The 19,472-nt window shown below is 52.8% G+C and carries 18 protein-coding genes; 5 read left to right on the forward strand and 13 right to left on the reverse strand.

The features are described 5' to 3' along the window. Nucleotides 1-81: 81 nt before the first annotated feature. Complete coding sequence (locus tag ACAW87_RS01710) at nt 82-648, reverse strand: 3-coathanger stack domain-containing protein (RefSeq protein ID WP_370721416.1); 567 nt, start codon at nt 646-648, stop codon at nt 82-84. A gap of 139 nt (nt 649-787) precedes the next feature. Between ACAW87_RS01710 and ACAW87_RS01715 the strand changes: the two genes are divergently transcribed. After that, complete coding sequence (locus ACAW87_RS01715) at nt 788-952, forward strand: hypothetical protein (protein WP_370721417.1); 165 nt, start codon at nt 788-790, stop codon at nt 950-952. A 26-nt stretch (nt 953-978) separates the two neighbouring features. Here the strand turns inward: ACAW87_RS01715 and ACAW87_RS01720 are convergent, their stop codons facing one another. From ACAW87_RS01720 to dtd, 4 genes are all read right to left on the reverse strand, one after another. Next, the gene (locus ACAW87_RS01720) at nt 979-1,548 is read right to left on the reverse strand and encodes a DUF3109 family protein (RefSeq protein ID WP_370721418.1); all 570 of its coding nucleotides are present in this window, start codon (nt 1,546-1,548) and stop codon (nt 979-981) included. Between the two features lie 5 nt (nt 1,549-1,553). Then, complete coding sequence (locus ACAW87_RS01725; RefSeq protein ID WP_370721419.1) at nt 1,554-3,866, reverse strand: LysM peptidoglycan-binding domain-containing protein; 2,313 nt, start codon at nt 3,864-3,866, stop codon at nt 1,554-1,556. Nucleotides 3,867-3,869: 3 nt separating this feature from the next. Next, on the reverse strand, nt 3,870-4,511 hold the full coding sequence (locus tag ACAW87_RS01730) for an O-methyltransferase (RefSeq protein WP_370721420.1): 642 nt from the start codon (nt 4,509-4,511) through the stop codon (nt 3,870-3,872). Between the two features lie 137 nt (nt 4,512-4,648). Further along, the gene (gene dtd / locus ACAW87_RS01735; protein ID WP_370721421.1) at nt 4,649-5,098 is read right to left on the reverse strand and encodes a D-aminoacyl-tRNA deacylase; all 450 of its coding nucleotides are present in this window, start codon (nt 5,096-5,098) and stop codon (nt 4,649-4,651) included. Nucleotides 5,099-5,212: 114 nt separating this feature from the next. On the opposite strand from dtd, the gene ACAW87_RS01740 reads away from it, so the two are divergent. Next, complete coding sequence (locus ACAW87_RS01740) at nt 5,213-6,592, forward strand: sensor histidine kinase (RefSeq protein WP_370721422.1); 1,380 nt, start codon at nt 5,213-5,215, stop codon at nt 6,590-6,592. A 99-nt stretch (nt 6,593-6,691) separates the two neighbouring features. Here the strand turns inward: ACAW87_RS01740 and ACAW87_RS01745 are convergent, their stop codons facing one another. Together ACAW87_RS01745 and ACAW87_RS01750 are read right to left on the reverse strand one after the other, a co-directional pair. Beyond that, nucleotides 6,692-7,951: a metal-dependent hydrolase family protein gene (locus ACAW87_RS01745; protein ID WP_370721423.1), complete on the reverse strand. Its 1,260-nt coding sequence runs from the start codon at nt 7,949-7,951 to the stop codon at nt 6,692-6,694. A 63-nt stretch (nt 7,952-8,014) separates the two neighbouring features. Next, nucleotides 8,015-9,085, reverse strand: a complete 1,071-nt coding sequence (locus ACAW87_RS01750; RefSeq protein ID WP_370721424.1) for an NADH:flavin oxidoreductase/NADH oxidase — start codon at nt 9,083-9,085, stop codon at nt 8,015-8,017. A gap of 123 nt (nt 9,086-9,208) precedes the next feature. On the opposite strand from ACAW87_RS01750, the gene ACAW87_RS01755 reads away from it, so the two are divergent. Further along, nucleotides 9,209-9,712, forward strand: coding sequence for a hypothetical protein (locus ACAW87_RS01755; protein WP_370721425.1), 504 nt, complete (start codon nt 9,209-9,211; stop codon nt 9,710-9,712). A 10-nt stretch (nt 9,713-9,722) separates the two neighbouring features. Further along, nucleotides 9,723-11,384, forward strand: coding sequence for an FAD-dependent oxidoreductase (locus tag ACAW87_RS01760; RefSeq protein WP_370721426.1), 1,662 nt, complete (start codon nt 9,723-9,725; stop codon nt 11,382-11,384). 33 nt (nt 11,385-11,417) lie between these two features. On the opposite strand, the gene ACAW87_RS01765 is transcribed toward ACAW87_RS01760, so the two are convergent. The 3 genes from ACAW87_RS01765 to ACAW87_RS01775 form a co-directional block, all read right to left on the reverse strand. Then, a complete protein-coding gene (locus tag ACAW87_RS01765; protein WP_370721427.1) occupies nt 11,418-11,672 on the reverse strand; it encodes a hypothetical protein in 255 nt (84 codons plus the stop codon). Nucleotides 11,673-11,834: 162 nt separating this feature from the next. After that, nucleotides 11,835-13,949, reverse strand: a complete 2,115-nt coding sequence (locus ACAW87_RS01770) for a peptidylprolyl isomerase (RefSeq protein WP_370721428.1) — start codon at nt 13,947-13,949, stop codon at nt 11,835-11,837. Nucleotides 13,950-14,110: 161 nt separating this feature from the next. Then, a complete protein-coding gene (locus ACAW87_RS01775) occupies nt 14,111-14,833 on the reverse strand; it encodes a DUF3291 domain-containing protein (protein WP_370721429.1) in 723 nt (240 codons plus the stop codon). 141 nt (nt 14,834-14,974) lie between these two features. Here ACAW87_RS01775 and ACAW87_RS01780 point away from each other — a divergent pair, with 141 nt between their 5' ends. After that, entirely contained in the window at nt 14,975-17,296 is a 2,322-nt protein-coding gene (locus tag ACAW87_RS01780; RefSeq protein WP_370721430.1) for a glycosyl hydrolase family 95 catalytic domain-containing protein, read from the forward strand. Nucleotides 17,297-17,424: 128 nt separating this feature from the next. Here ACAW87_RS01780 and ACAW87_RS01785 read toward each other — a convergent pair whose 3' ends face one another. The 3 genes from ACAW87_RS01785 to ACAW87_RS01795 all read right to left on the reverse strand — a co-directional run bounded on the left by ACAW87_RS01785 (nt 17,425) and on the right by ACAW87_RS01795 (nt 19,429). Continuing rightward, entirely contained in the window at nt 17,425-17,973 is a 549-nt protein-coding gene (locus tag ACAW87_RS01785; RefSeq protein WP_370721431.1) for a sll1863 family stress response protein, read from the reverse strand. 153 nt (nt 17,974-18,126) lie between these two features. Next, nucleotides 18,127-18,735, reverse strand: coding sequence for a thioredoxin family protein (locus ACAW87_RS01790; RefSeq protein WP_370721432.1), 609 nt, complete (start codon nt 18,733-18,735; stop codon nt 18,127-18,129). Nucleotides 18,736-18,895: 160 nt separating this feature from the next. Continuing rightward, entirely contained in the window at nt 18,896-19,429 is a 534-nt protein-coding gene (locus tag ACAW87_RS01795) for a hypothetical protein (protein ID WP_370721433.1), read from the reverse strand. Nucleotides 19,430-19,472 lie beyond the last annotated feature (43 nt).

Here is a 19,472-nt window from a genome sequence, read left to right on the forward strand (position 1 = left end):
CCTTATAGAGTGGCCCAAACGCGAAAAGCCAGCACGCGCGTGCTGGCTTTTCTGTAAAAAAGGTAAGTAAAGAGCTACTGGCTACTGTTTCAGCAGGCGGATTGTCTTTGTTTGGCTACCTGTCTGCACCTGGTAAATATATACGCCAGTGGGTAGGTTTGTTCCCTCCACGTCAACCTTGTACGTACCTGCGGGCTGAACCTCAGTTGGTGTGTGTTGCCGAAGCACAACCCCGCGCGAATCGGTCAGGGTATGCTTCACTGTGCTGCTTTCTGGAAGCTTATAATCAATAGTTGTCTGGTCCTGAAAGGGATTGGGCCAGGCTGATACAGTTAGATCTGAACCTGCTTCGGCCGATTGAAGCGATACCGGAGCGATGGTTGCCAAAAAAACGGAACCTGCCCGCGCTTCGAAACCAGGTTGTAACAACACCGCTTTGCCGGCGGTGTACGTGGCTACTGCCGAACGTTCCACTACATTTTTGGCCTCGATCTGCTCAACAGCCTGCACTTCGATTGGTGCGTTTGCCCTTACTGCGTTAACAACCAATGCTGAGTTCGTTGCCGCTACCGGCCGGACTGCAATATTCTGTGCCTGCGCAACTACGCCAGCAAAACAAAAAGAAATAATAAGTAGCGTCTGTTTCATGGAAGCCGATCGTTTTCACAAGTTTACATAATTCCGGGCAATAGTTGGGCCAATATGCTGGAAATAGCGTGCCGTATGGTAAACGATTTTCAGAAGATGGGGTTATTTTCAAAGAGTCAATGGCCCCGTGCACTTAATCATGAAAGTCGAACACATCCGTGAACAACTCCATCTGCTCATCGAAGAGGTAGATGACATCTACGTACTCAACGGCTTATACCGGAACCTCTTGGCCGATAAACGGCAGCGTGAGGCCTACGAAGAACAGATTCGGAAAACGAAGCCGAAAAAAAAAGGTGACTAACTAGAGTTGTTAATCACCTTCAGTAATCATTCTTTCTCACCTTCAATTTCGGTGACTAGTTTGTCGTACCAAACTTGCCCGTAAGCACGAACAAGGGCTTCGCGGACAAATTTATAGACAGGTACGTTCAGCTCTTTGCCGAAACCACAGGCCGGGGCGCATATAGGCCACCGGTCATAGTTAAGAGCGTGATACTGTTCGTATTTGGTGACGCGGATGGGGTACAAATGGCACGAAATCGGCTTTTTCCAGTTGATCTTCCCATCGTTGTAAGCCGCTTCGATGCCGCATTTCAGAATGCCTTTTTCGTCGTAAATGGCGTACACGCACTCACGCCCGCCAACGGTAGTGGTCACATAGTCGCCGTCTTCGTCGGCTTCGTAAAGCCCCTGAGCCTCGATGGCCTGAATACCCGCTGCCGATAAATAGGGCTTCACTTCCGGGTACACTTCCCGCAGTTTTTCCAGCTCACTCCGCTCGAGCGGGGCACCGGCATCACCTTCTACGCAGCAGGCTCCTTTGCACTTGTCGAGGTTACAAACGAAAAACTGTTCAGCAATGTCGTCGCTGATGACGGTGTGGTCTATGAGAATCATGGGCGTTACTGGCTTACTTTCAACTTCTGACCCTCTTTCACACCCAAATCACGCAAATCGTTCCATTGCAGCAATTGCTCGATGGTGACGCCGTAGGTCTTTGAAATACGGTATAAGGTTTCGCCTTTGGCCACCACATGGTACGTCGTCTCCACAACAGGGGGAGCCACCGTTGCGGGTGGAATGGGCGAGTTGGACCGGGGCTCGCTGGCCGGAATTGGTGCGGTAACCGGCTGACCGGTTGGGTAACCTGCCGGAATATTAGCCACGGTCAGCGTTTGACCAACAGATAGTTTGCCTTCCAGCGTCAGGTTGTTGGCCGCCAGTAACTCATCTACAGTTATGCCGTAGTAGCGCGAGAGGCTGTAGTACGTTTGACCGGCTTCAATGGTGTGCTTCATGGTTCGGCCTTTGCCTGTAGCAGGAGCAGAGCTGGTGGTCATGGGCGGCATTGGTGGAACACTACCGGGCTTGTTGCGTGGAATGGGTGTAAGCTCTCCCGATTGTTGGGGCTGTTGGGTTGGCTGAGCTGTGGCAACTGGCCGACTGGCAACCGGATCCGGCGTTTCGGGGAACGTACCTGAAACCTGTCGGGCGGGTGTGGTGCGTTCGCGCACGGTTTCGCCTTCAGAACGCACAATGATGGTTCGTTGGGGCGACCCCGCATCTTTAGGCGCAGCCACCGGCACTTCCACAGTCTCGCCCGGATTAGCCCGATCGGGTGTTGTCACCGTGGTTACGGTTGGTGTAGGGGCTGCTGCCGCAGTAGCCGATTGGGTAGCTGGCTTGGGTGCTGTACGCGTGGGAGCAGGGTTTACCGGCTCGTCGGGTACGGTCGAAGGGGTGGCGTTGCCCAGCAATTTAGGCTGGTATCGTTTCCGTTCCGACGCATTGCGGGGAATGTTATTGGCGGTTTGCGGATCAGCCAATTCGTCGCGACCGGGCCGCTCAACAACGGGGCGGTTCGATGGCGTGGCGGGTGAATTGTCGTAGACGGGTGGCGTGGGAGAGGTGATGATCTCGATCGGCGTTTTAGACGGGCGTCGTTCACGCAACCACAACACCCGGCCAACCTGTAATTTCTGAACCCGGTCCATGCGGTTGAAACGCAACAGTTTTTTCAGCCGCAGGGCATAGCGTTGCGAAATGCCGCGCATGGTTTCGTCGGTACGGGCCGTATGGAAAGGCACCAGTGCTTTTTTGCGTTTCTTGGCCAGGTAATACACTTCACCGGCCGTGATGGCGTCGCGCTCGCCCATGTCATTGAACCGCAGAAAACTGGCCAGACTGATTTTGGCTTTCCGGGCCAGCGATCCCGCATTATCGCCAGCCTGCGCCTGAATACCGGGCAGGCCATTGATCTCATATAAAATCGGGTCGGTGGCCGAGTTGGTCGCCAGAGTCACGCGCTTCAGCACCGGGAAGCCGATGTCATCGGTAGCTACGGCCGTTACCGGCTTGTCGGTTGTTTGGGCAATGCGCTGTCGCAGATCGTTGATTTGCCCGTTCGGAGTAGGAATAGCCACCACATAGGGCTTATCGATGGGTACGTGGTCGATCAGCAGCCAGCGGTTATAGGTACGTATGTCGTTGGCGTTCAGGTTCAATGTATTGGCAATTTCATCAATGGTTTTCCCGGCACCACCCGAATACTCGACCAGCGAAAAAGTGTTGACGGGCTGATACGTTCTGATGGCGTATTCTACGGCTAGCTTGTGCGCAAAAAAGCGCAACATGTAGCGGTCGGTGCGGCTATCGAGTGTAATATCCTTCGCATTGGCCCAATCGGGCGAAACAATTTTGCTGATGCCACCGGTGCCCAGATAGAACGAAAATAAAGCCGATAACCAGTTGTTATACATGCCATTGCTTCGGCGCAGGTAACGGGTGGCAGCAGCGGTCGAGGACGAAATATTTTTCCGTTCGTCTACTTCTCCGTTCACCAGCATGCCATAATCCTGTGCCGTTTCGCGCTTGAATTGCCAGAACCCAACCGCCTGCGACGATGATACGGCGTCGGGAGTCAGCGAACTTTCCTGAAGCGCCAGGTACTTGAAATCGGTGGGTATGCCGTTACTCAGTAGTATGGTTTCAATGATAGGGAAATAAAGCAGGGCGCGGTCTAGCTTGGCATTCCAGTATTGCCGGTTGCTCATCAGTGCATTGATGTCCTGCTGAATCAACCGACGGGCATCGGGTTGAAAACGCACGGTTAAATCAGCGAAGGTAAGCTGATCCGGTACCGTTGGCGTGGGGAGGGGCTGACCGGTTACGGGCAACACAAACCATAGCAGAAAAAAGGTCAGGATGTGTTTCATATGTTATAGTTTGCGAGCAATAAGCACGCCATCGCGCACAGGTAATAGCAGATTCTCGACGCGAGTATCCTGGTGAATTTTCTGATTAAAAGCGATCACTGCCTGCGTGTCGCGGTCGGATGGTTTCACGGTTTCTACCACTTTCCCGCTCCAAAGTACATTATCAGACAAAATGAATCCGCCGGGCCGGACTTTATCGAACACTAAATCGTAATACAGGCCATAATTCTCTTTATCGGCATCGATAAAAACCAGGTCAAACTCTTCGTTCAGCGTTGGAATAAGGTCGCTGGCATGGCCAATAAGCAGGTCAATTTGCTCACTGTAAGGCGATTCATTCCAGTACCGACGGGCTATCGATTCCAGTTCCTCGTTTTTGTCGATGGTAATTACTCGTCCACCTTTGGCCAGCCCTTCGGCCAGGCAAAGTGCCGAATAACCGGTATATGTGCCAATTTCGAGCACGCGCCGGGGCCGAATCATGTGCGACAGCATGGCCAGAAGTCGCCCCTGCAAATGGCCCGATAGCATGCGCGGATGCAGGATATGAGCGTAGGTGTCGCGGTTAAGCCGCTGTAAAACACTGCTTTCGGGCGAGGTGTGAGCGTCGGCATAATCGGAAATATCGGTAGGCAGAAAGTTCATTCAGTACACAGTAACAGCAATGATTGACTATAAAAGTACGGCTTTCTCCAAAAACGGCCGAAACGCAGTGAGACGTATACGTTGATGGAAACGAACTCGCCAGAAATGGACGATTTTGCGGTCATCAGCGTCACGACTCACGGCTTTTTTGTGTCGATAACGATCGTTACCGGTCCATCATTGACCAGTGATACCTGCATATCCGCCCCAAATTCACCGGTTTGTATGGGGTGCCCCAATGCCGTAGAAAGTTGATTGATCATCTGCTCATAAAGCGGAACAGCTACTTCAGGTCGTGCTGCTTCGATAAAACTAGGTCGATTCCCTTTCCTGGTTTCGGCATGCAGCGTAAACTGACTGATCAGCAAGATGCTGCCACCTACCGCCGCGAGGTCGAGGTTCATTTTATCTGCTTCATCGTTGAAGATGCGCATACCGGCAATTTTCTTCGCCAGCCACACCACATCGGCCGGGGTATCGGTATGGGTTACGCCAAGCAGAACCAGAAACCCCCGCTGAATCTGACCGCGTACCTGCCCCTCGATCCGAACAGATGCTTCAGAAACCCGTTGTACAACAGCAATCATAGTTAAACGTCATTTGCTTTGCATAAATGACAAAATTACCCACCCGCTGGTCCATTTCGGTGAAATCAGCTATCATTATCATTATTTCGGCCCTGTCACCCCACTTAACTGCTTATGGCTACTCTTGCCGACCTTCGCGTTTTCCCTCAGTTCCAGCACGTACCTGACGAGCAATTGACGTGGCTACTCGAGCGGGTCGAGGTGGCTGATTTGCCCAAAGGCCACGTCATTTACGAAGCCGAAAAACCCGTCGATTCATTGCGGCTATTGCTGGAAGGGCAGATCAACATAAGCGGTCAGGCCTCAGAAGACCTGATCACGTACTTAGCTCCGGCGGTATTGGGGTTGCTGCCTTACTCGCGCATGGCCGAAGCCCGTTTCCCGATTGTGGCCGAAACGGCCGTGCGTACGCTGGCTCTGCACCGCGATCATTTGCGCGAGATGACCAGTACGTGTTACGAGTTAACCGAGGCGTTTGTGCAGCAGATGACCGATCGGGTGCGCACGTTTGCCCATCAGGTGCAACAGGAAGAAAAAATGGCTTCACTCGGTCGTTTATCAGCCGGATTGGCGCATGAACTGAATAACCCCGTTGCGGCCATTGTGCGAAATGCCGAAGCGCTGAAAACACACATGCGCGCCACTCCCGAACGGTTCAAAGTCATTATGCGCATGGCCATGACCGACGAGCAGACCGATCTTATCGACGAATGGCTGTTTGAGAAGCTCGATAACAAAACAAAACCCCTTTCACTGCTGGAACGAAGCAGTCTGGAAGATGACCTGACCGATTGGCTCGACGAACATAACGTACCTGAGGGGGCCGATCTGGCTAGTTCGCTGGCCGGTTTTAACTTTTCGGAAGATGATCTCGATACCATTCTCGAACAGGTGGGCGAGGCAAATCTGGCGGGTGTGCTGGAATGGGTCAGCAATAATTTGGTCACCGAAAAACTGGTGGTCGATATTGGAGAGGCATCGAGCCGGATGGCTACGCTGGTGGCTTCGATCAAATCATACACCCACATGGATCGGGGTTCGGGTAAAGAACTGGTGAATCTGGCCGAAGGGATTCGCAGTACGCTCACATTGCTGGGCCATAAGGTGCGCGCCAAAAACGTCACTGTCACCGTTGATGTACCCAACGACCTGCCTGAACTCTGTGGCTGGCCCGGTGAACTCAATCAGGTATGGACCAATTTGATTGACAACTCCCTCGACGCGCTACCCGAAAAAGGGGGCACCCTCACTATTCGCTGTTACCTCGACAGTGAAAAATTTCTGTACACCACCTTCACCGATAACGGATCGGGTATTCCGGACGCCATTCAGCAGAAAATATTTGAACCGTTTTTTACGACCAAAGGCGTTGGCAAAGGCTCAGGCCTGGGCCTCGATATTGTTCAGGGTGTAATCAAACACCACAACGGCAGCATAAAAGTCCAATCGAAACCGGGCGAAACAACGTTTACGGTCTGTTTACCGATTGAATAGCGTTTCGGGTTTGGGGTTTGACGTTTGACGTTGCGCTGCTATTTCACCGCTGTATTACTAGCAGCGCAACATCAAACGTCAAACCCCAAACCCGAAACATTATTTCACTACAACTCCTCCCTTCATCACCATACGTACCTGACGAATGGCCGTGATCTGGCGGGTTGGGTCGCCTTCTACGGCGACCATATCGGCTAGTAAACCGGCTTTGATACGCCCCCGGTCAGCCAGGTGGAACACATCGGCGTTGACGGAAGTAGCCGAGCGCAGAACGTCGATCGGGGCCATGCCGTACTCGACCATTAGTTCGAGTTCGCGGGCATTTTCGCCATGGGGGAAAACGCCTACATCGCCTCCGGCGCAGATAGTAACGCCCGCTTTCAGTGCCTGCCGGAAGGTTTCGCGTTTCTGGGTGATTCGGGCTGGCTCAGGTACGTTCGCCTCTTTTTTCCAGCCCCGGTATTGCGAAACGGCATCACCGGCGGCAATGGTGGGGCAAAGCGCTGTGCCGTACTGTTTCATCAGCGCAAAAATTTCGGGTGTACCAGCATCACCATGCTCCAGGGTTTCGCAGCCCGCCAGAATAGCCCGCCGCATGCCTTCGGCTGTGCCCGCATGGGCCACCACGCCGCGGCCGCTGCTTTTTGCAACTTCCACAATCAGCTTTAACTCGTCGATCGTGTAGGTGGGGCGGGCATCGGCCATGAGGCCCCACCGGTAGTCGGCGTATACTTTTATGACGTCGGCCCCTTTGCCAATCTGCTGGCGCACCGCCCGAATAAGCTGGTCATGTCCGTCGGCTTCTTCGGCACCTTGGGGTACGTTGATGTCGGGGCTAAATCCTTTGGGCGCGTAACTTCCAGTGGCAATCAAAGCACGGGTAGCTACAATCATCCGGGGGCCGGGAATAATGCCCTGATTAATTGCTTGCTTCAAGCCAACATCGTCGTAGTCAGCCCCTTCTGTGCCCAGATCACGCACGGTGGTAAAACCGGCGCGCAGGGTTTTTTCGGCATGAACGGTTGCCCGCGCTACCCGCAACGAACGGGCTTCGCGCAGTACCTGATCGTCCCAGGGCGTTTCGTTGTAAGGATGCAGCAGTAAATGCGAATGCCCTTCGATTAGCCCCGGCAGCAGCGTTGTATTGGGCAGGTCAAGTACAGTGGCAGGTACGTTGCTCGCGCCCGTTAAACCCGCTACCGGGCCAACCGCCTCGATCTTATCGCCACGTACCCGCACGGCCCAGCCTTCGTGCATGGTTTCGCCATCGAACACGCGGGCCGGGCGTAGCAGGGTAACGGGCTGCGCTAGGGCTGGCAGTAGAAAAAACAGGAGCAGAAATGTATAGCAGAAGCGCATAGGGGGGGATTTTAACGACACATTGTCTTCCGTCCAAGATACGCCACAGCGGGCACAATGCGATTATCGCGGCTTTGCCCGCTCATACTGAACCGGCCAGGGCAGATCGTCGCCCAGATGGGTGGCGGCATGAAGTGGAAAATAAGCATCGCGTAGAAATTCGCGGGCCAGAAAAATCAGATCGGCCTGCCCATTGGCCAGAATCGCCTCGGCTTGGTCGGCGTCAGTAATCAGCCCAACGGCACCGGTCATCACGCTGGTTTCCTGCTTGATCCGTTCGGCAAATGAAACCTGATAGCCCGGTTCGTTCGGAATGTTGGCCTTGGGTACGTTGCCGCCCGTTGAACAGTCGATCAGATCAACGCCCTGTTTCTCCAGTAAGGCAGCCAATGCCACCGAATCAGTAGCCGTCCAGCCGCCTTCCGTCCAATCGGTAGCCGAAATGCGCACGAAGAGCGGGTATTCAGCGGGCCATATAGCCCGAACGTCGTCAACGATTTCGACCAAAAAACGGACCCGATTCTCGAATGAACCGCCATATTCGTCGGTTCGCTGATTGCTCAGGGGCGACAAGAACTGGTGCAGTAAATAGCCATGCGCCGCGTGAATTTCGGCCACCACAAACCCGGCCTGCAACGACCGTTCGGCGGCGGTTTTAAAATCAGCCCGTACTTTTTCGAGGCCAGCCCGGTCAAGCTCCGTGGGCGTTGGTTCATCAGGCGTAAAGGGTGAGGCACTGGGGGCTACGGTCTGCCAGCCGCTTGGTTCATCGGGCGCAATAGATTTGCCGCCTTCCCACGGCCGGTTATGACTGGCTTTCCGACCGGCGTGGGCGAGCTGAATGCCTGGTACCGATCCGTTGGTGGTGATAAAATCGGTGATGCGTTTCAGAACAGGTACGTGCTCATCGCTCCAGATGCCCAGGTCGTACGGAGTGATGCGGCCTTCCGGCGAAACAGCGGCGGCTTCAGTAATGATCAGCCCCGCGCCGCCCACAGCCCGGCTACCCAGATGAACCAGATGCCAGTCGTTGGCAAAGCCGTCGACGCTGGAATATTGGCACATGGGCGATACGACAAGGCGATTTTTGAGTTTAACGCCACGCAGCGTCAGCGGTGATAACAGAATGGACATAACGGTTGTATTTATTACCATTAACATAAAGTGAGCCCGAACGTTTGGGGAGAGGATGCCAAATGCTTAACTAGCAATGTCAGAATTAACTGGCTGCCCCTTTAGCCTTCTATTCGTATCTGCATGACTTTCCGCGACTTATTCAATTACGCTGCTGCCTACCCCGGCCTGTTTATTCTGTTTCTACTGGCTATTCCGGTGCTGGCATTTGTTGTGAATATACTGGCAGGAGAAACGGCGGAAGAAATCTGGCAATGGCGTTACCTGTATGCTGGTCTGGTCTATGCTGCCTGTATTCCCGGCATGTTTGCCGTTACGCTGAATATCTATTTATTTCTGTTCGAACGACAAAGTATCTGGGCCATGAACCTAGTGTTACAACTGGTACCGATTGCCACAATGGTAGCCACCCTAATGCTTGTTCGACGTAAACTTCCGTTTCAATACGTACCTGGCTTTGGTCGATTATCCAGTTTTTTGACGCTTATAGCGGCGTTGATCGGTATTTTATGGTTTGTTGATCGACTGCGGTTGGTTGCCTTCACCTACGTGCCTTTCAGTTATATTGTTATTGGCTTTGTGGCGCTGTTGCTCATTATTCGCTTCGCCTGGAGCCGTATTTTTTAAGACAACTGTTATGAAACTACCTATTCTGCTTGCCATTGATGATGATGAACAGGTGCTTGAAGCACTCCGCCGCGACCTGCGAGCGCATTATCGGAAGGAGTACCGGATTTTGACAACGTCATCGGCCCGCGAGGCACTGGAATCACTGGGCGAACTGAAAAAACGGGGGGAGACCGTAGCCTTGCTGTTGTCGGATCAGAAGATGCCCAATATGCTGGGTGTCGATTTTCTGCGCGAAGCCCGGCTCATTTTTCCCGACGCTAAAAAAGCCCTGCTCACGGCCTATTCCGACATCGACGCGGCAGTACGGGCTATCAACGAAGTTCAGCTCGATTACTATATCACCAAGCCCTGGAGCCCGCCCGAAGAGAAACTGTATCCCATTCTCGATGGTCTGCTGTCTGACTGGAAATTTAAATACATCCCCGATTACGTAGGGCTCAGATTAGTTGGTTATCAGTTTTCGCCCTTATCACACGTGCTGAAAGATTTCCTGGCGGGCAACCTATTTCCGTATCTCTGGCTCAATGTGGAAGCTGACGAGCGGGGAAATCAACTGCTTGAGTTGCATGGGTTGACTACAGCCGACCTACCCGTCGTGGTTTTTGAAGATGGGTCTATTCTGAAACAGCCTTCTATTCAGGAAGTAGGCGAGAAGTTGGGGCTGAGTCCCAAGGCGGAGGGTGATCTATATGATTTAGCCATTATTGGTGCGGGTCCGGCTGGCCTGGCGGCGGCGGTCTATGGCGGTTCGGAAGGGTTACGGACCATTCTCATCGACAAGCGTGCGCCGGGTGGGCAGGCAGGTACGTCATCACGGATTGAGAATTACCTGGGTTTCCCGAACGGACTAAGCGGATCAGAATTAACGCAGCGGGCCATTACGCAGGCTAAGCGGTTTGGCGTTGAATTTCTGGCTCCGCAGGAAGTCAACGAAATTCAGTCGGAAGGGCAGTATAAGCGCATCAAAATGGCCGATGGGAGCGAACTGACGGCGCGGGCTATTCTGCTGAGCACAGGCGTTTCGTACCGAAAACTAGCCAACGATAGCCTCGATAAGTTTACCGGCGGCGGCGTGTATTACGGCGCGGCTACTACGGAGGCCTATGCGTTTAAAGGGCAGCCGGTCTACATCATCGGCGGTGGAAACTCGGCGGGGCAGGGGGCTATGTACTTGTCGCGCACGGCTTCGGAGGTGTTCATCTGCATCCATCGCCAAAGTCTATCCGAAACTATGTCGCAGTACCTGATCGATCAGATTGAGCGGACGCCCAACATCAAGGTGTTGCCTTGCACAGAGATTATTGAGGGAAAAGGAGGCGAAAAACTGGAATCGCTGGTGATTGAGGATATGGATACCAATGAACGCCGCGAAGCCCCGGCGGCGGCGGTATTCATCTTCATCGGCGCCAAACCGCTCACCGACTGGATCGAGATGGATATTATCCGCGACGAGAAAGGATTTATTCAGACCGGCCGGGATCTGATCAATCACGCTCGCTACCGCGACATCTGGAAGCAAAAACGCGAACCGTACCTGCTGGAAACCTGTAGTCCCGGTATTTTCGCAGCGGGCGATGTACGTTCCGGCGCCATGGCTCGCGTAGCCTCGGCCGTTGGCGAAGGCGCCATGGCTGTCAGCTTCGTACATAAATACCTGGCCGATAGCTGAGCAGTGGTTGTTGGTACAGGTACGTGATATCGTTTAAGCAGGCCAGAAGTTGTAGAAAACAAACAGGCCAAGAATAGCTAGTAGGCCCACCGCAAGCCTAGTAAGCGCTGGTCGAGTTTGGTCTTTTCCAAGAAGCTGAATCCGTTTATAGTTTATGAAAAGCAGCACCAGAACTATAGGTGCAATAAACCAGGCTGTTACCAACTGGTAGCCAAACATGCCAATCATGAGGATGACAAACATGAAAGCGGCCAGATAATCGTAGAATTTTTTGCTTTCTGTATTCATCTTACAATGAGTGAAGCTCTAAAAAATGGAAGATATGTATGTCAAGGTCCAAGTCAAAAAAGCGACAGGCATTTCTGGCCTTTGGGCGTAAAAAAAGCTCTGCTGATATAGCAGAGCTTTTCTATATGGTACTATGCGGAGCAACGCTCCGCCCAACAGGCTTTAATAGAACTTAGCGCGGCGGTCGGTGATTTTCGCGGCCTCTTTGATGGCTTCGTTCACGTAAACCGTAGTACGCTGACCCTGATTCTGGAGAATCGATGTTTTGTACATCGCGTAATCAGCTACGCTTGGAGCGGGGGAGATGCGCGTTGGCTCAACAATCAGTACGCCGCCTTCACCTGCAAATGGCTTCGAACGTTTTCCTGCCTTGAGGCCAAAAGCACGGCCTAACGCTACAGGATCAACACCGGCGCTGCGCATGAAGCCCGTTGCGAGGTTGATGTCTTCAGCTGTTTCAACGATAGCACCGGCACCATATTTCTGGGCAATGCTTTCGAGCGAACCGGCTGGCGTACCCAATTTGGCCAGAATCTGCTCTGCTTTCTTCTGGTTACGTACCTTGGCAGTTAGTTCAGCGCGGTAATCTTCGGCCTTCACATTGTCTTTATCCGTGCTTCCTGTCAAAACAGCCACTACGTATTGGTCGCCCACCTGGAACGGCTCCGATACGCTGTTTTTGTCTGTCTTATCATCAAAAGCCCAACGCACAATAGCACGGGCATCGGTCAGCGCGTTAATGTTCGACGCGGTTTCGGGAATACGGTCGGCGTTGGCAATAACCAGCGATTTATCCTTCTTGGCATTTTCGTCAAATGCTTCCTTCGTCTTGCTGTCGGCCGCAAACTGACTGGCCTTCTGGTAGGCTTCGTTCGTAGTGGCTTCGCTTGGGGTAATGGTTTTGCCAATACCGGCAACGCGGTACAACTGATTGGTTTTAGGCTCGGTGATTTTGATGATGTGATAGCCGAAATCGGTTTCAACAACACGTGGAATCAAACCTGAACCAGCAAATCCGAAAATGGCTGACTCGAACGGTTTTACCATCCGGCCATCATTTTTGAAGTAACCCAGGTCACCGCCCTGCTGAGCAGAACCGTCTTCGCTGTTGCTTTGTGCCAGTGCCTCAAAATTGGCACCACCCTGAATCTGCTTCAGCAGACTTTCGGCCCGCTGACGAGCTTGTGATTTAGCCGAATCTGTTTGAGCGGTTGCCCGAATCAGGATGTGGCTCGCCCGAATAGTAAAGCTTGTGTCTTTCTTGGTACCGCCGTATTTGTAGATGAAATACGTGTTGCCTTCTTTGAAAGGACCATACACACCACCCGGCGTGAACGTAGGTACCGCCGCCCGCAGTTGCTCAGGCATTTCGCCAGCCGTGAGGTAAAGCGGAACAGGTATGTCGCTGTTTTGACGGGCAAACGTTGAATCGTTCTTAGCACCACCAAGTCCACGAGCCAGCGTTTTGATTTCGTTATACAACGATGCGCTGTCCTCTTTCGATGGGTTCACCGCAAACGATACGTACTGGATCGAACGAGTGTCGGCGCCAGGATATTCATCTTTGTGCTTGCTCAGGTAATCGCTCAGTTCCGAGTCGGTTACTTTCACGGTCGTGTCGTTGACCGAGTAATACGGCACGAACAGGAACTTCACGTCGGCTTTGGTATTCTGAGCCTGGTATTCTTTCTGTGCCTCGGCGGTGGTGGCGTAGGTCGACAGGCGCATCAGGTTGTCGAACTTCTCGCGGAGACGGTTAACACTGATTTGCTGTTCAAACGAAGCCCACTGTGCCTGTTGAGCAGGTGGTACGTTGCGCAACCCTTTCAGGTACTGAACAACTTGACCTTTATCGAAAACACCGGTCGACGGGTTTGTAAAGGCCTGCCGAACTTCAGGGCTAACGTTATTGCCCTGTACCATATCCACGAGTTCTTCGGGCGACACAGTCAGGCCAAGCTTATCGAATTCTTTCTGATAGGCGGTTTCAAAAATGAGTTGATTCCAGGCCTGTTCCCGAATCTGAGTCATTTCCTGTTCTCCCGGTGCACGGCCCGTTTGCTGCTCATACTGAGCACGGACCTGCTCTACTTTTGCCTGGAAATCTTGATTATCAATGGTTCGACCATCGATTGTTCCGATTTCCTGGTTGTTGTTGCCGAACAGCGAACTTCCGCCGCCCAGCAAATCGCTCCCCACAATGAACAGAATCAAGCTAACGGCGATTACGCCTACTGCTAATCCGGAGCGTTCACGGATTTTGTTAATTAATGACATCTCGGTTTATACACGAATTTAGCCCGCAAAATAACAATCTTTCCTGCAGGGATACAAGAATAGGGCCAAAAACGGGGAGACTTTAACGAAGAATCAACAATGGGGTATAAACAGGATTTCAATATTAGGTAACGTATTGACAAACAGTCAGTACGTTCTCGTTAGTTTGCTTCATTGATTGCAAAGCCATCCATTTTCAGCACGGTGAAGCGGGCAAATAGCTCTTCTGAGTACCATTTTCGTTGCCGGGTTTTTTTTACAATCTCCCGATGGCCGCTCTGCCGATAGGCGAATTGGTCTACCAGCGCCGCATTTCGCCACACGCTGATCGTGCATTGTTGCACTAGGGGTTTTTCGCCGGCACCAAGCGCCATCAGTAGATTATCGCCCTGCTCGTCAATACGTTTACGGGCTTCAGGTACGTTTCGCCAAAAGTCGATGAGCGCACCGGTCCTGATGCTGGCCCTGGTTAGAACGGCAATAGGTCGGTCTGCCTGATTGAGGGTATTGGGTACGTTGCTGTCGGGTACGTTGTTGACGGATTTGAATGGATCGATCCCATCCCATAACCCCTGCGATTTGATGGGTTGTAGGTAAAGTGTACCGGTTTGTCGTCGGGCCTGATCAGTGCTGACGGGTAAAAACGGTTGCCATTGCTCAGACGCAAAAAAAGTATGGGCTTGCGCTTCGTCTTCCCACACGCCGATGAAGATATACCGGGAAAAATCGGGCCACAGGCCGAAGTTCTTCCCAGTGCCCATCATCTTCTGAAAAAGCAGACCTGGTATGTTGAATGGGTTCATGAGCCATCGACCCATGTTGGCAAAAGCCCGGTAGCGTTGACCAGGTGCAAAATTCAGTACGGTTACGGTAACAATCGACATGGAAGGTAAATAGAGATCAGGCTCGGCATGTAAACATCAAATAGACGCTGACGGTTTGTCGTGCTTTCAATGATCGGCTACCTTTGACCTACGCGTCAGCAACTACACGTAGGCCAATTCTACCAGCCACCTTTTCCACTTATGAAGCTACTTCGTTTTACTTTTCTGTTCTTTTTAACAATCAGCACAGCGTTGGCGCAAACACCGCCGCGCACACTGACGTGGCAATTCCCACTGCCTCGCCCCCATACGGGTGTGTTGCTGGGTAACGGTACGCAGGGAATCATGGTGTGGGGCGGTGGACGAACGCTGCACTTCACCATTAGCCGAACGGGCTTCTGGGATCACCGGGGTGGAGTGGATTTCAATACCAAAATAACCTACGCTGACCTGAAAGCGAAACTTCAGTCGGGCGACAAAGCCGCCATCGACGCGGCGTTTGCGGCTCCCAAACTGGAAAAACCGTCACTGGGTCACCCGCAGCAACTTGGTGGTGGCCGACTTGATGTGACGTTGCCCGAAGGCTGGGTTGTTCTGTACGGCAATCTGTTTACAGACCGGGGTCTGTTACAACTCATTGTGCGCGACCCGCAGCAGGTAAGCCATGTCATGAACGTTCGGCAGGCGGCGAGTCTGGAGGTGACTGAACTGGAGATTCCGAAAGACCTGCGGGGTAAACTGAATTTCAAACTCATTCCACACTACACATTTGTGGCTGAGGCCTTGCGGGCGGCAAGTATTGAAGAGCCGCAGTGGGTGCTGAAAGACAATAACGGTAAAGGCGCCTTCATTCAGCCCCTGCCTGAAGACGATCCATTGCTGGTTGGCTACGACCTTGTTAACGAGCAACACCTGTATATACAAACCAGCAACCTGTATTATAACCGAAAAACCCGCCGCTTCGATTACCCGGCCATGCAGGCGCTGCTCGACCGGGCTCCGTCGGCCGTAGCTAGTGCCGACACGTTTTGGCGGAGTTATTACAACGTAGTCCCCCGCATTGCCCTGCCCGACCCGCTGTTGCAGGAAATTATTGATTACGGCCTCTACAAACAGGCTTGCGCTACGTCGCCCAATGGGCTTGCCTGTACGCTACAGGGGCCGTTTATGGAAGACTACCAGTTGCCGCCCTGGAGCAACGACTACCATTTCAACATCAACGTGCAGATGATTTACACACCGGCGCTGGCTACCAATCGGTTGGCCAATTTCCGGCCGTTGTGGAAAATGATCGGGGGCTGGATGCCGCAGTTGCAGAAAAACGGGGAAGCGTTTTTTGGTCGAAAAGGGGCACTCATGTTGCCTCATGCTGTCGATGACCGGTGCCACGTGGTAGGTACATTCTGGACCGGCACCGTCGATCATGCCTGTACGGCCTGGATGGCTATGATGGCCTGGCAGAATTACCGCTACGGCCTAGAACAACCCGATGCGCCTCAGCTACTAAGTCAAACGGCCTGGCCGCTGCTGAACGGTGCTTTTGAAGGCTATTTTGCCATGCTGGAAGAAGTATCGACCAGCAACGGGGTCAAGAAATACAGTTTGCCGGTGTCGGTAAGTCCCGAATACCGTGGCGCAGATATGAACGCCTGGGGGAGGGATGCGTCGTTTCAACTGGCAGCACTGCACCGTATCTGTCGTATTCTGCCACAGGCCGCTGCCGCGCTGGGCAAACCTGTTGATCCGCGCTGGGCCGATGTTGATAAGCGGTTGCCAGCCTACACCACGTTTAGCGGGAAGTTTGTGGATGAATGGAATCAGAGCAACGAGCGCATTGCTCTCTGGGAAGGGATGGATCTAATTGAAAGTCACCGCCATCACTCGCATCTGGGTGGCGTGTATCCGTTCGCAACGATCAATCTGAACGACCCTGCGGAACGAGAACTGGTCGACAACACCCTACAAGCCTGGCGCTATAAAGGCGCGGGCGGTTGGGCGGGGTGGTCAGTACCGTGGGCCTCAACGATCCTGAGCCGGATGGGCCAAACCGACGCTGCCATTAAGTGGCTACATTACTGGAAGGAAAACTACACCAACGAAGGGAGAGGCACGTTAAGCAACGCCAATACAAACGGCACCAGTCTGCTAGGTTCGCCCGACTGGGAACTGGAAAAACAGAATCGGGAAGTGATGCAGCTTGACGCGGGCTTTGGCGCGCTGAATGCTGTGCTTGAACTGCTCGTGCAAAGCCGAGACGATGGGATTTATGTATTACCCAATCGACCACGTACCTGGCAAAATCTAAGCTTCGACGATGTTCGGACAGATGGCTCGTTCCTGATCGGTGCCACTGTGAAGGAGGGAACTGTAACAGAGGTGCGGGTGAAGAGTTTGGCTGGCGGAAAACTAACGCTGATCCACCCGTTCGGGAAAAAGGTCAGCGTCAATGGCCAACCGCTGGAATCTGAGCAACTGGTCCGCGATTGTAAACCCGGCGAGGTACTATTGCTCAAGCCACTGTAGGTTATTTTCTACAAAAGTGGGGATTGAAGAACAGTCCAAACGTTCAAAGTCCAGGGTTTAAAGTCGCTCTGCTAATCGGAGTAGCGACTTTAAACCCTGGACTTTGAACGTTTGGACTGTTCTATAGTCTAGTCGTCTTTTCCGTCTGGATCGACTTTGTCTTCGGCTTTATCGAACGCACGGCCGATTGATTTGCCAGCTTGTTTGAATCCACCTTTAATATCTTTCCAGGCGGCGGCTGTAGCGTTTTGTGCTTTGTCCATATCATCGCCTAGTTCTTTGCGTTCCTGCTCTAATTCAGCAAGTTGCTCCTTCGATTCGGCTTTTGCTTTCGCACCTTGGCGTTTGATGTCGGCCTGCATTTCGTCAATACGGGCATCTAGCTTACGCTGTTGCTCTTTCATACCGGCAACGGCTTCGTCGCGCTCGCGGCGGAAATCGGCAGCAGCCTCATCACCAGCGGCTTCTACTTTATCACCCGCCTCATTCATGCCTTCACGGGCATCGGCAGCAGCGTCTTTAGAATCGGCTTCAATAGCGTCGCCAGTACGCTCCATAGCGTCTTCCGTGCGCGATTCATTCTTGTTGTCAGAGCCACAGGCCTGGAACAAAGTCATTGACGTGGCCAACAGGCCAATGGTGAAGAGAGAGGCGAAGGATCTTGTGTGCTTTTTCATCGCGTTGTGTTCGTGTTTGGTTTAACGCAAAAGCAGTAGGCGAAGATCGTGCCAGCTATTAAGTCGATAGTCGATAGTCAGTAGTCGATAGTCGCGCTGCTACATGACCACTGTTAAATGTAGCAGCGCGACTATCGACTACTGACTATCGACTCATTTTATCTTTATCGCACATCCGATGGCTTTCGTCAGGGGCGTCACAACCGGTCTGCCCGACAGAAGGCTGGTTACGGCGTCGTCGACATAAGCGCGTTGCACGTTGGCGGCATCTTGGGGGCTGTCGTCTACGCTACCGATGTATTCAACGGTGAAGCGGTCGCCATTGCGTTTCAACACATATACCTGCGGGGTACGTGTTGCACCAAATGCTTTCGCTACCGACTGACTATCATCGAGCAGGTAAGGGAAGGTGTAGTTTTTGGTGCGGGCACGTACCTGCATCCGCTCAAAGCTGTCTTCTTCGTACAGGCTTGCATCGCTCGATAGAATGGCCATTACGGGAAAGCCCTGAGGCCCAAACTTGCGGTCTAGTGCCAGAATGCGGTCTTCATACGCCTTCGAGAACGGGCAGTGGTTGCTGGTAAAAACCACGATAACCCCCTTCTGATTCTTATAATCGGTCAGCGAGATAGTACGGCTATCTACGTTTTTCAACGCAAACGAAGCGGCCACATCACCCAGGGTATAGCCCGATGAGGAACGTTGTGCTAAAGCAGGAAACGAAGACACTCCCAGCAGAAGGGCCAACAGGTAGAATTTCATGGTGTTTTTGTTCACAACGGTTAGACAGCGAATAACGGGAAAGTATTAATAGGAGGCGTTTGTGGTTTGTAGTTTGAGGTTTGTGGTTGCGCTGCTTATTGGCCATCTCGTTAACCAAGCAGCGCAACTACAAACCTCAAACTACAAACCACAAACTTTTTCACAATTGCGCGGTCAGGGTTTTACCGGCTGGGTACGTTAGCTCGGAGATACGCCAGCGGCCGGCGGTTTGTATCAGATCAACGCGAACCTCGGCTGGTTTGCCCGCCAGCAGGTACGTTACATAAACAATGGCCCGCGACCCGCCAATGGCTGCTGGCTCAACCCAGATTTTGCTGACCTCGGCATCGAGTGCGTTGAAGAGCGGGTTTACCTTTGGCGCTTTATAGCCGGGCTGTGAGACCTTTTGCCAGATTTTATCAGCCACCGCCCGAGTGAAAAACTGGTCGATGAGTACGCCGTCTTTTGTCTCGCGAAACGGATTATCCGTTTTGTTGTGCTCGAAATAAAGCGCCCGCACCAGCCTATCGGCTGCCGAGCGGGGAGCGTCTGGGCCGGGCCGTTTCGTAAGCGCACCAGCACTATCGGCGGTAGCGGCCGATGAACCGGTGTTGGTCTGTGAGTCTGACTTCTTGGATTCGCAGGCGATGAGCACTGTGGATATGATGAAGGTGACCAGGAGAGAAGGTTTCATAAAGGATTTGTTTAGGAGTGGAAAGATAAAGAACGGTCGATAA

The sequence above is a fragment of the Fibrella aquatica genome (assembly GCF_041321135.1).
Lineage (GTDB): Bacteria > Bacteroidota > Bacteroidia > Cytophagales > Spirosomataceae > Fibrella > Fibrella aquatica.

Excerpts from the sequence above, each read along its gene's own strand:
- ACAW87_RS01750 (WP_370721424.1), bottom strand. The coding sequence starts at position 9,085 with ATGTCCATTCTGTTATCACCGCTGACGCTGCGTGGCGTTAAACTCAAA.
- ACAW87_RS01755 (WP_370721425.1), top strand. The coding sequence starts at position 9,209 with ATGACTTTCCGCGACTTATTCAATTACGCTGCTGCCTACCCCGGCCTG.
- ACAW87_RS01760 (WP_370721426.1), top strand. The coding sequence starts at position 9,723 with ATGAAACTACCTATTCTGCTTGCCATTGATGATGATGAACAGGTGCTT.
- dtd (WP_370721421.1), bottom strand. The coding sequence starts at position 5,098 with ATGATTGCTGTTGTACAACGGGTTTCTGAAGCATCTGTTCGGATCGAG.
- ACAW87_RS01740 (WP_370721422.1), top strand. The coding sequence starts at position 5,213 with ATGGCTACTCTTGCCGACCTTCGCGTTTTCCCTCAGTTCCAGCACGTA.
- ACAW87_RS01710 (WP_370721416.1), bottom strand. The coding sequence starts at position 648 with ATGAAACAGACGCTACTTATTATTTCTTTTTGTTTTGCTGGCGTAGTT.
- ACAW87_RS01795 (WP_370721433.1), bottom strand. The coding sequence starts at position 19,429 with ATGAAACCTTCTCTCCTGGTCACCTTCATCATATCCACAGTGCTCATC.
- ACAW87_RS01765 (WP_370721427.1), bottom strand. The coding sequence starts at position 11,672 with ATGAATACAGAAAGCAAAAAATTCTACGATTATCTGGCCGCTTTCATG.
- ACAW87_RS01775 (WP_370721429.1), bottom strand. The coding sequence starts at position 14,833 with ATGTCGATTGTTACCGTAACCGTACTGAATTTTGCACCTGGTCAACGC.
- ACAW87_RS01790 (WP_370721432.1), bottom strand. The coding sequence starts at position 18,735 with ATGAAATTCTACCTGTTGGCCCTTCTGCTGGGAGTGTCTTCGTTTCCT.
- ACAW87_RS01785 (WP_370721431.1), bottom strand. The coding sequence starts at position 17,973 with ATGAAAAAGCACACAAGATCCTTCGCCTCTCTCTTCACCATTGGCCTG.
- ACAW87_RS01770 (WP_370721428.1), bottom strand. The coding sequence starts at position 13,949 with ATGTCATTAATTAACAAAATCCGTGAACGCTCCGGATTAGCAGTAGGC.
- ACAW87_RS01720 (WP_370721418.1), bottom strand. The coding sequence starts at position 1,548 with ATGATTCTCATAGACCACACCGTCATCAGCGACGACATTGCTGAACAG.
- ACAW87_RS01725 (WP_370721419.1), bottom strand. The coding sequence starts at position 3,866 with ATGAAACACATCCTGACCTTTTTTCTGCTATGGTTTGTGTTGCCCGTA.
- ACAW87_RS01730 (WP_370721420.1), bottom strand. The coding sequence starts at position 4,511 with ATGAACTTTCTGCCTACCGATATTTCCGATTATGCCGACGCTCACACC.
- ACAW87_RS01715 (WP_370721417.1), top strand. The coding sequence starts at position 788 with ATGAAAGTCGAACACATCCGTGAACAACTCCATCTGCTCATCGAAGAG.
- ACAW87_RS01780 (WP_370721430.1), top strand. The coding sequence starts at position 14,975 with ATGAAGCTACTTCGTTTTACTTTTCTGTTCTTTTTAACAATCAGCACA.
- ACAW87_RS01745 (WP_370721423.1), bottom strand. The coding sequence starts at position 7,951 with ATGCGCTTCTGCTATACATTTCTGCTCCTGTTTTTTCTACTGCCAGCC.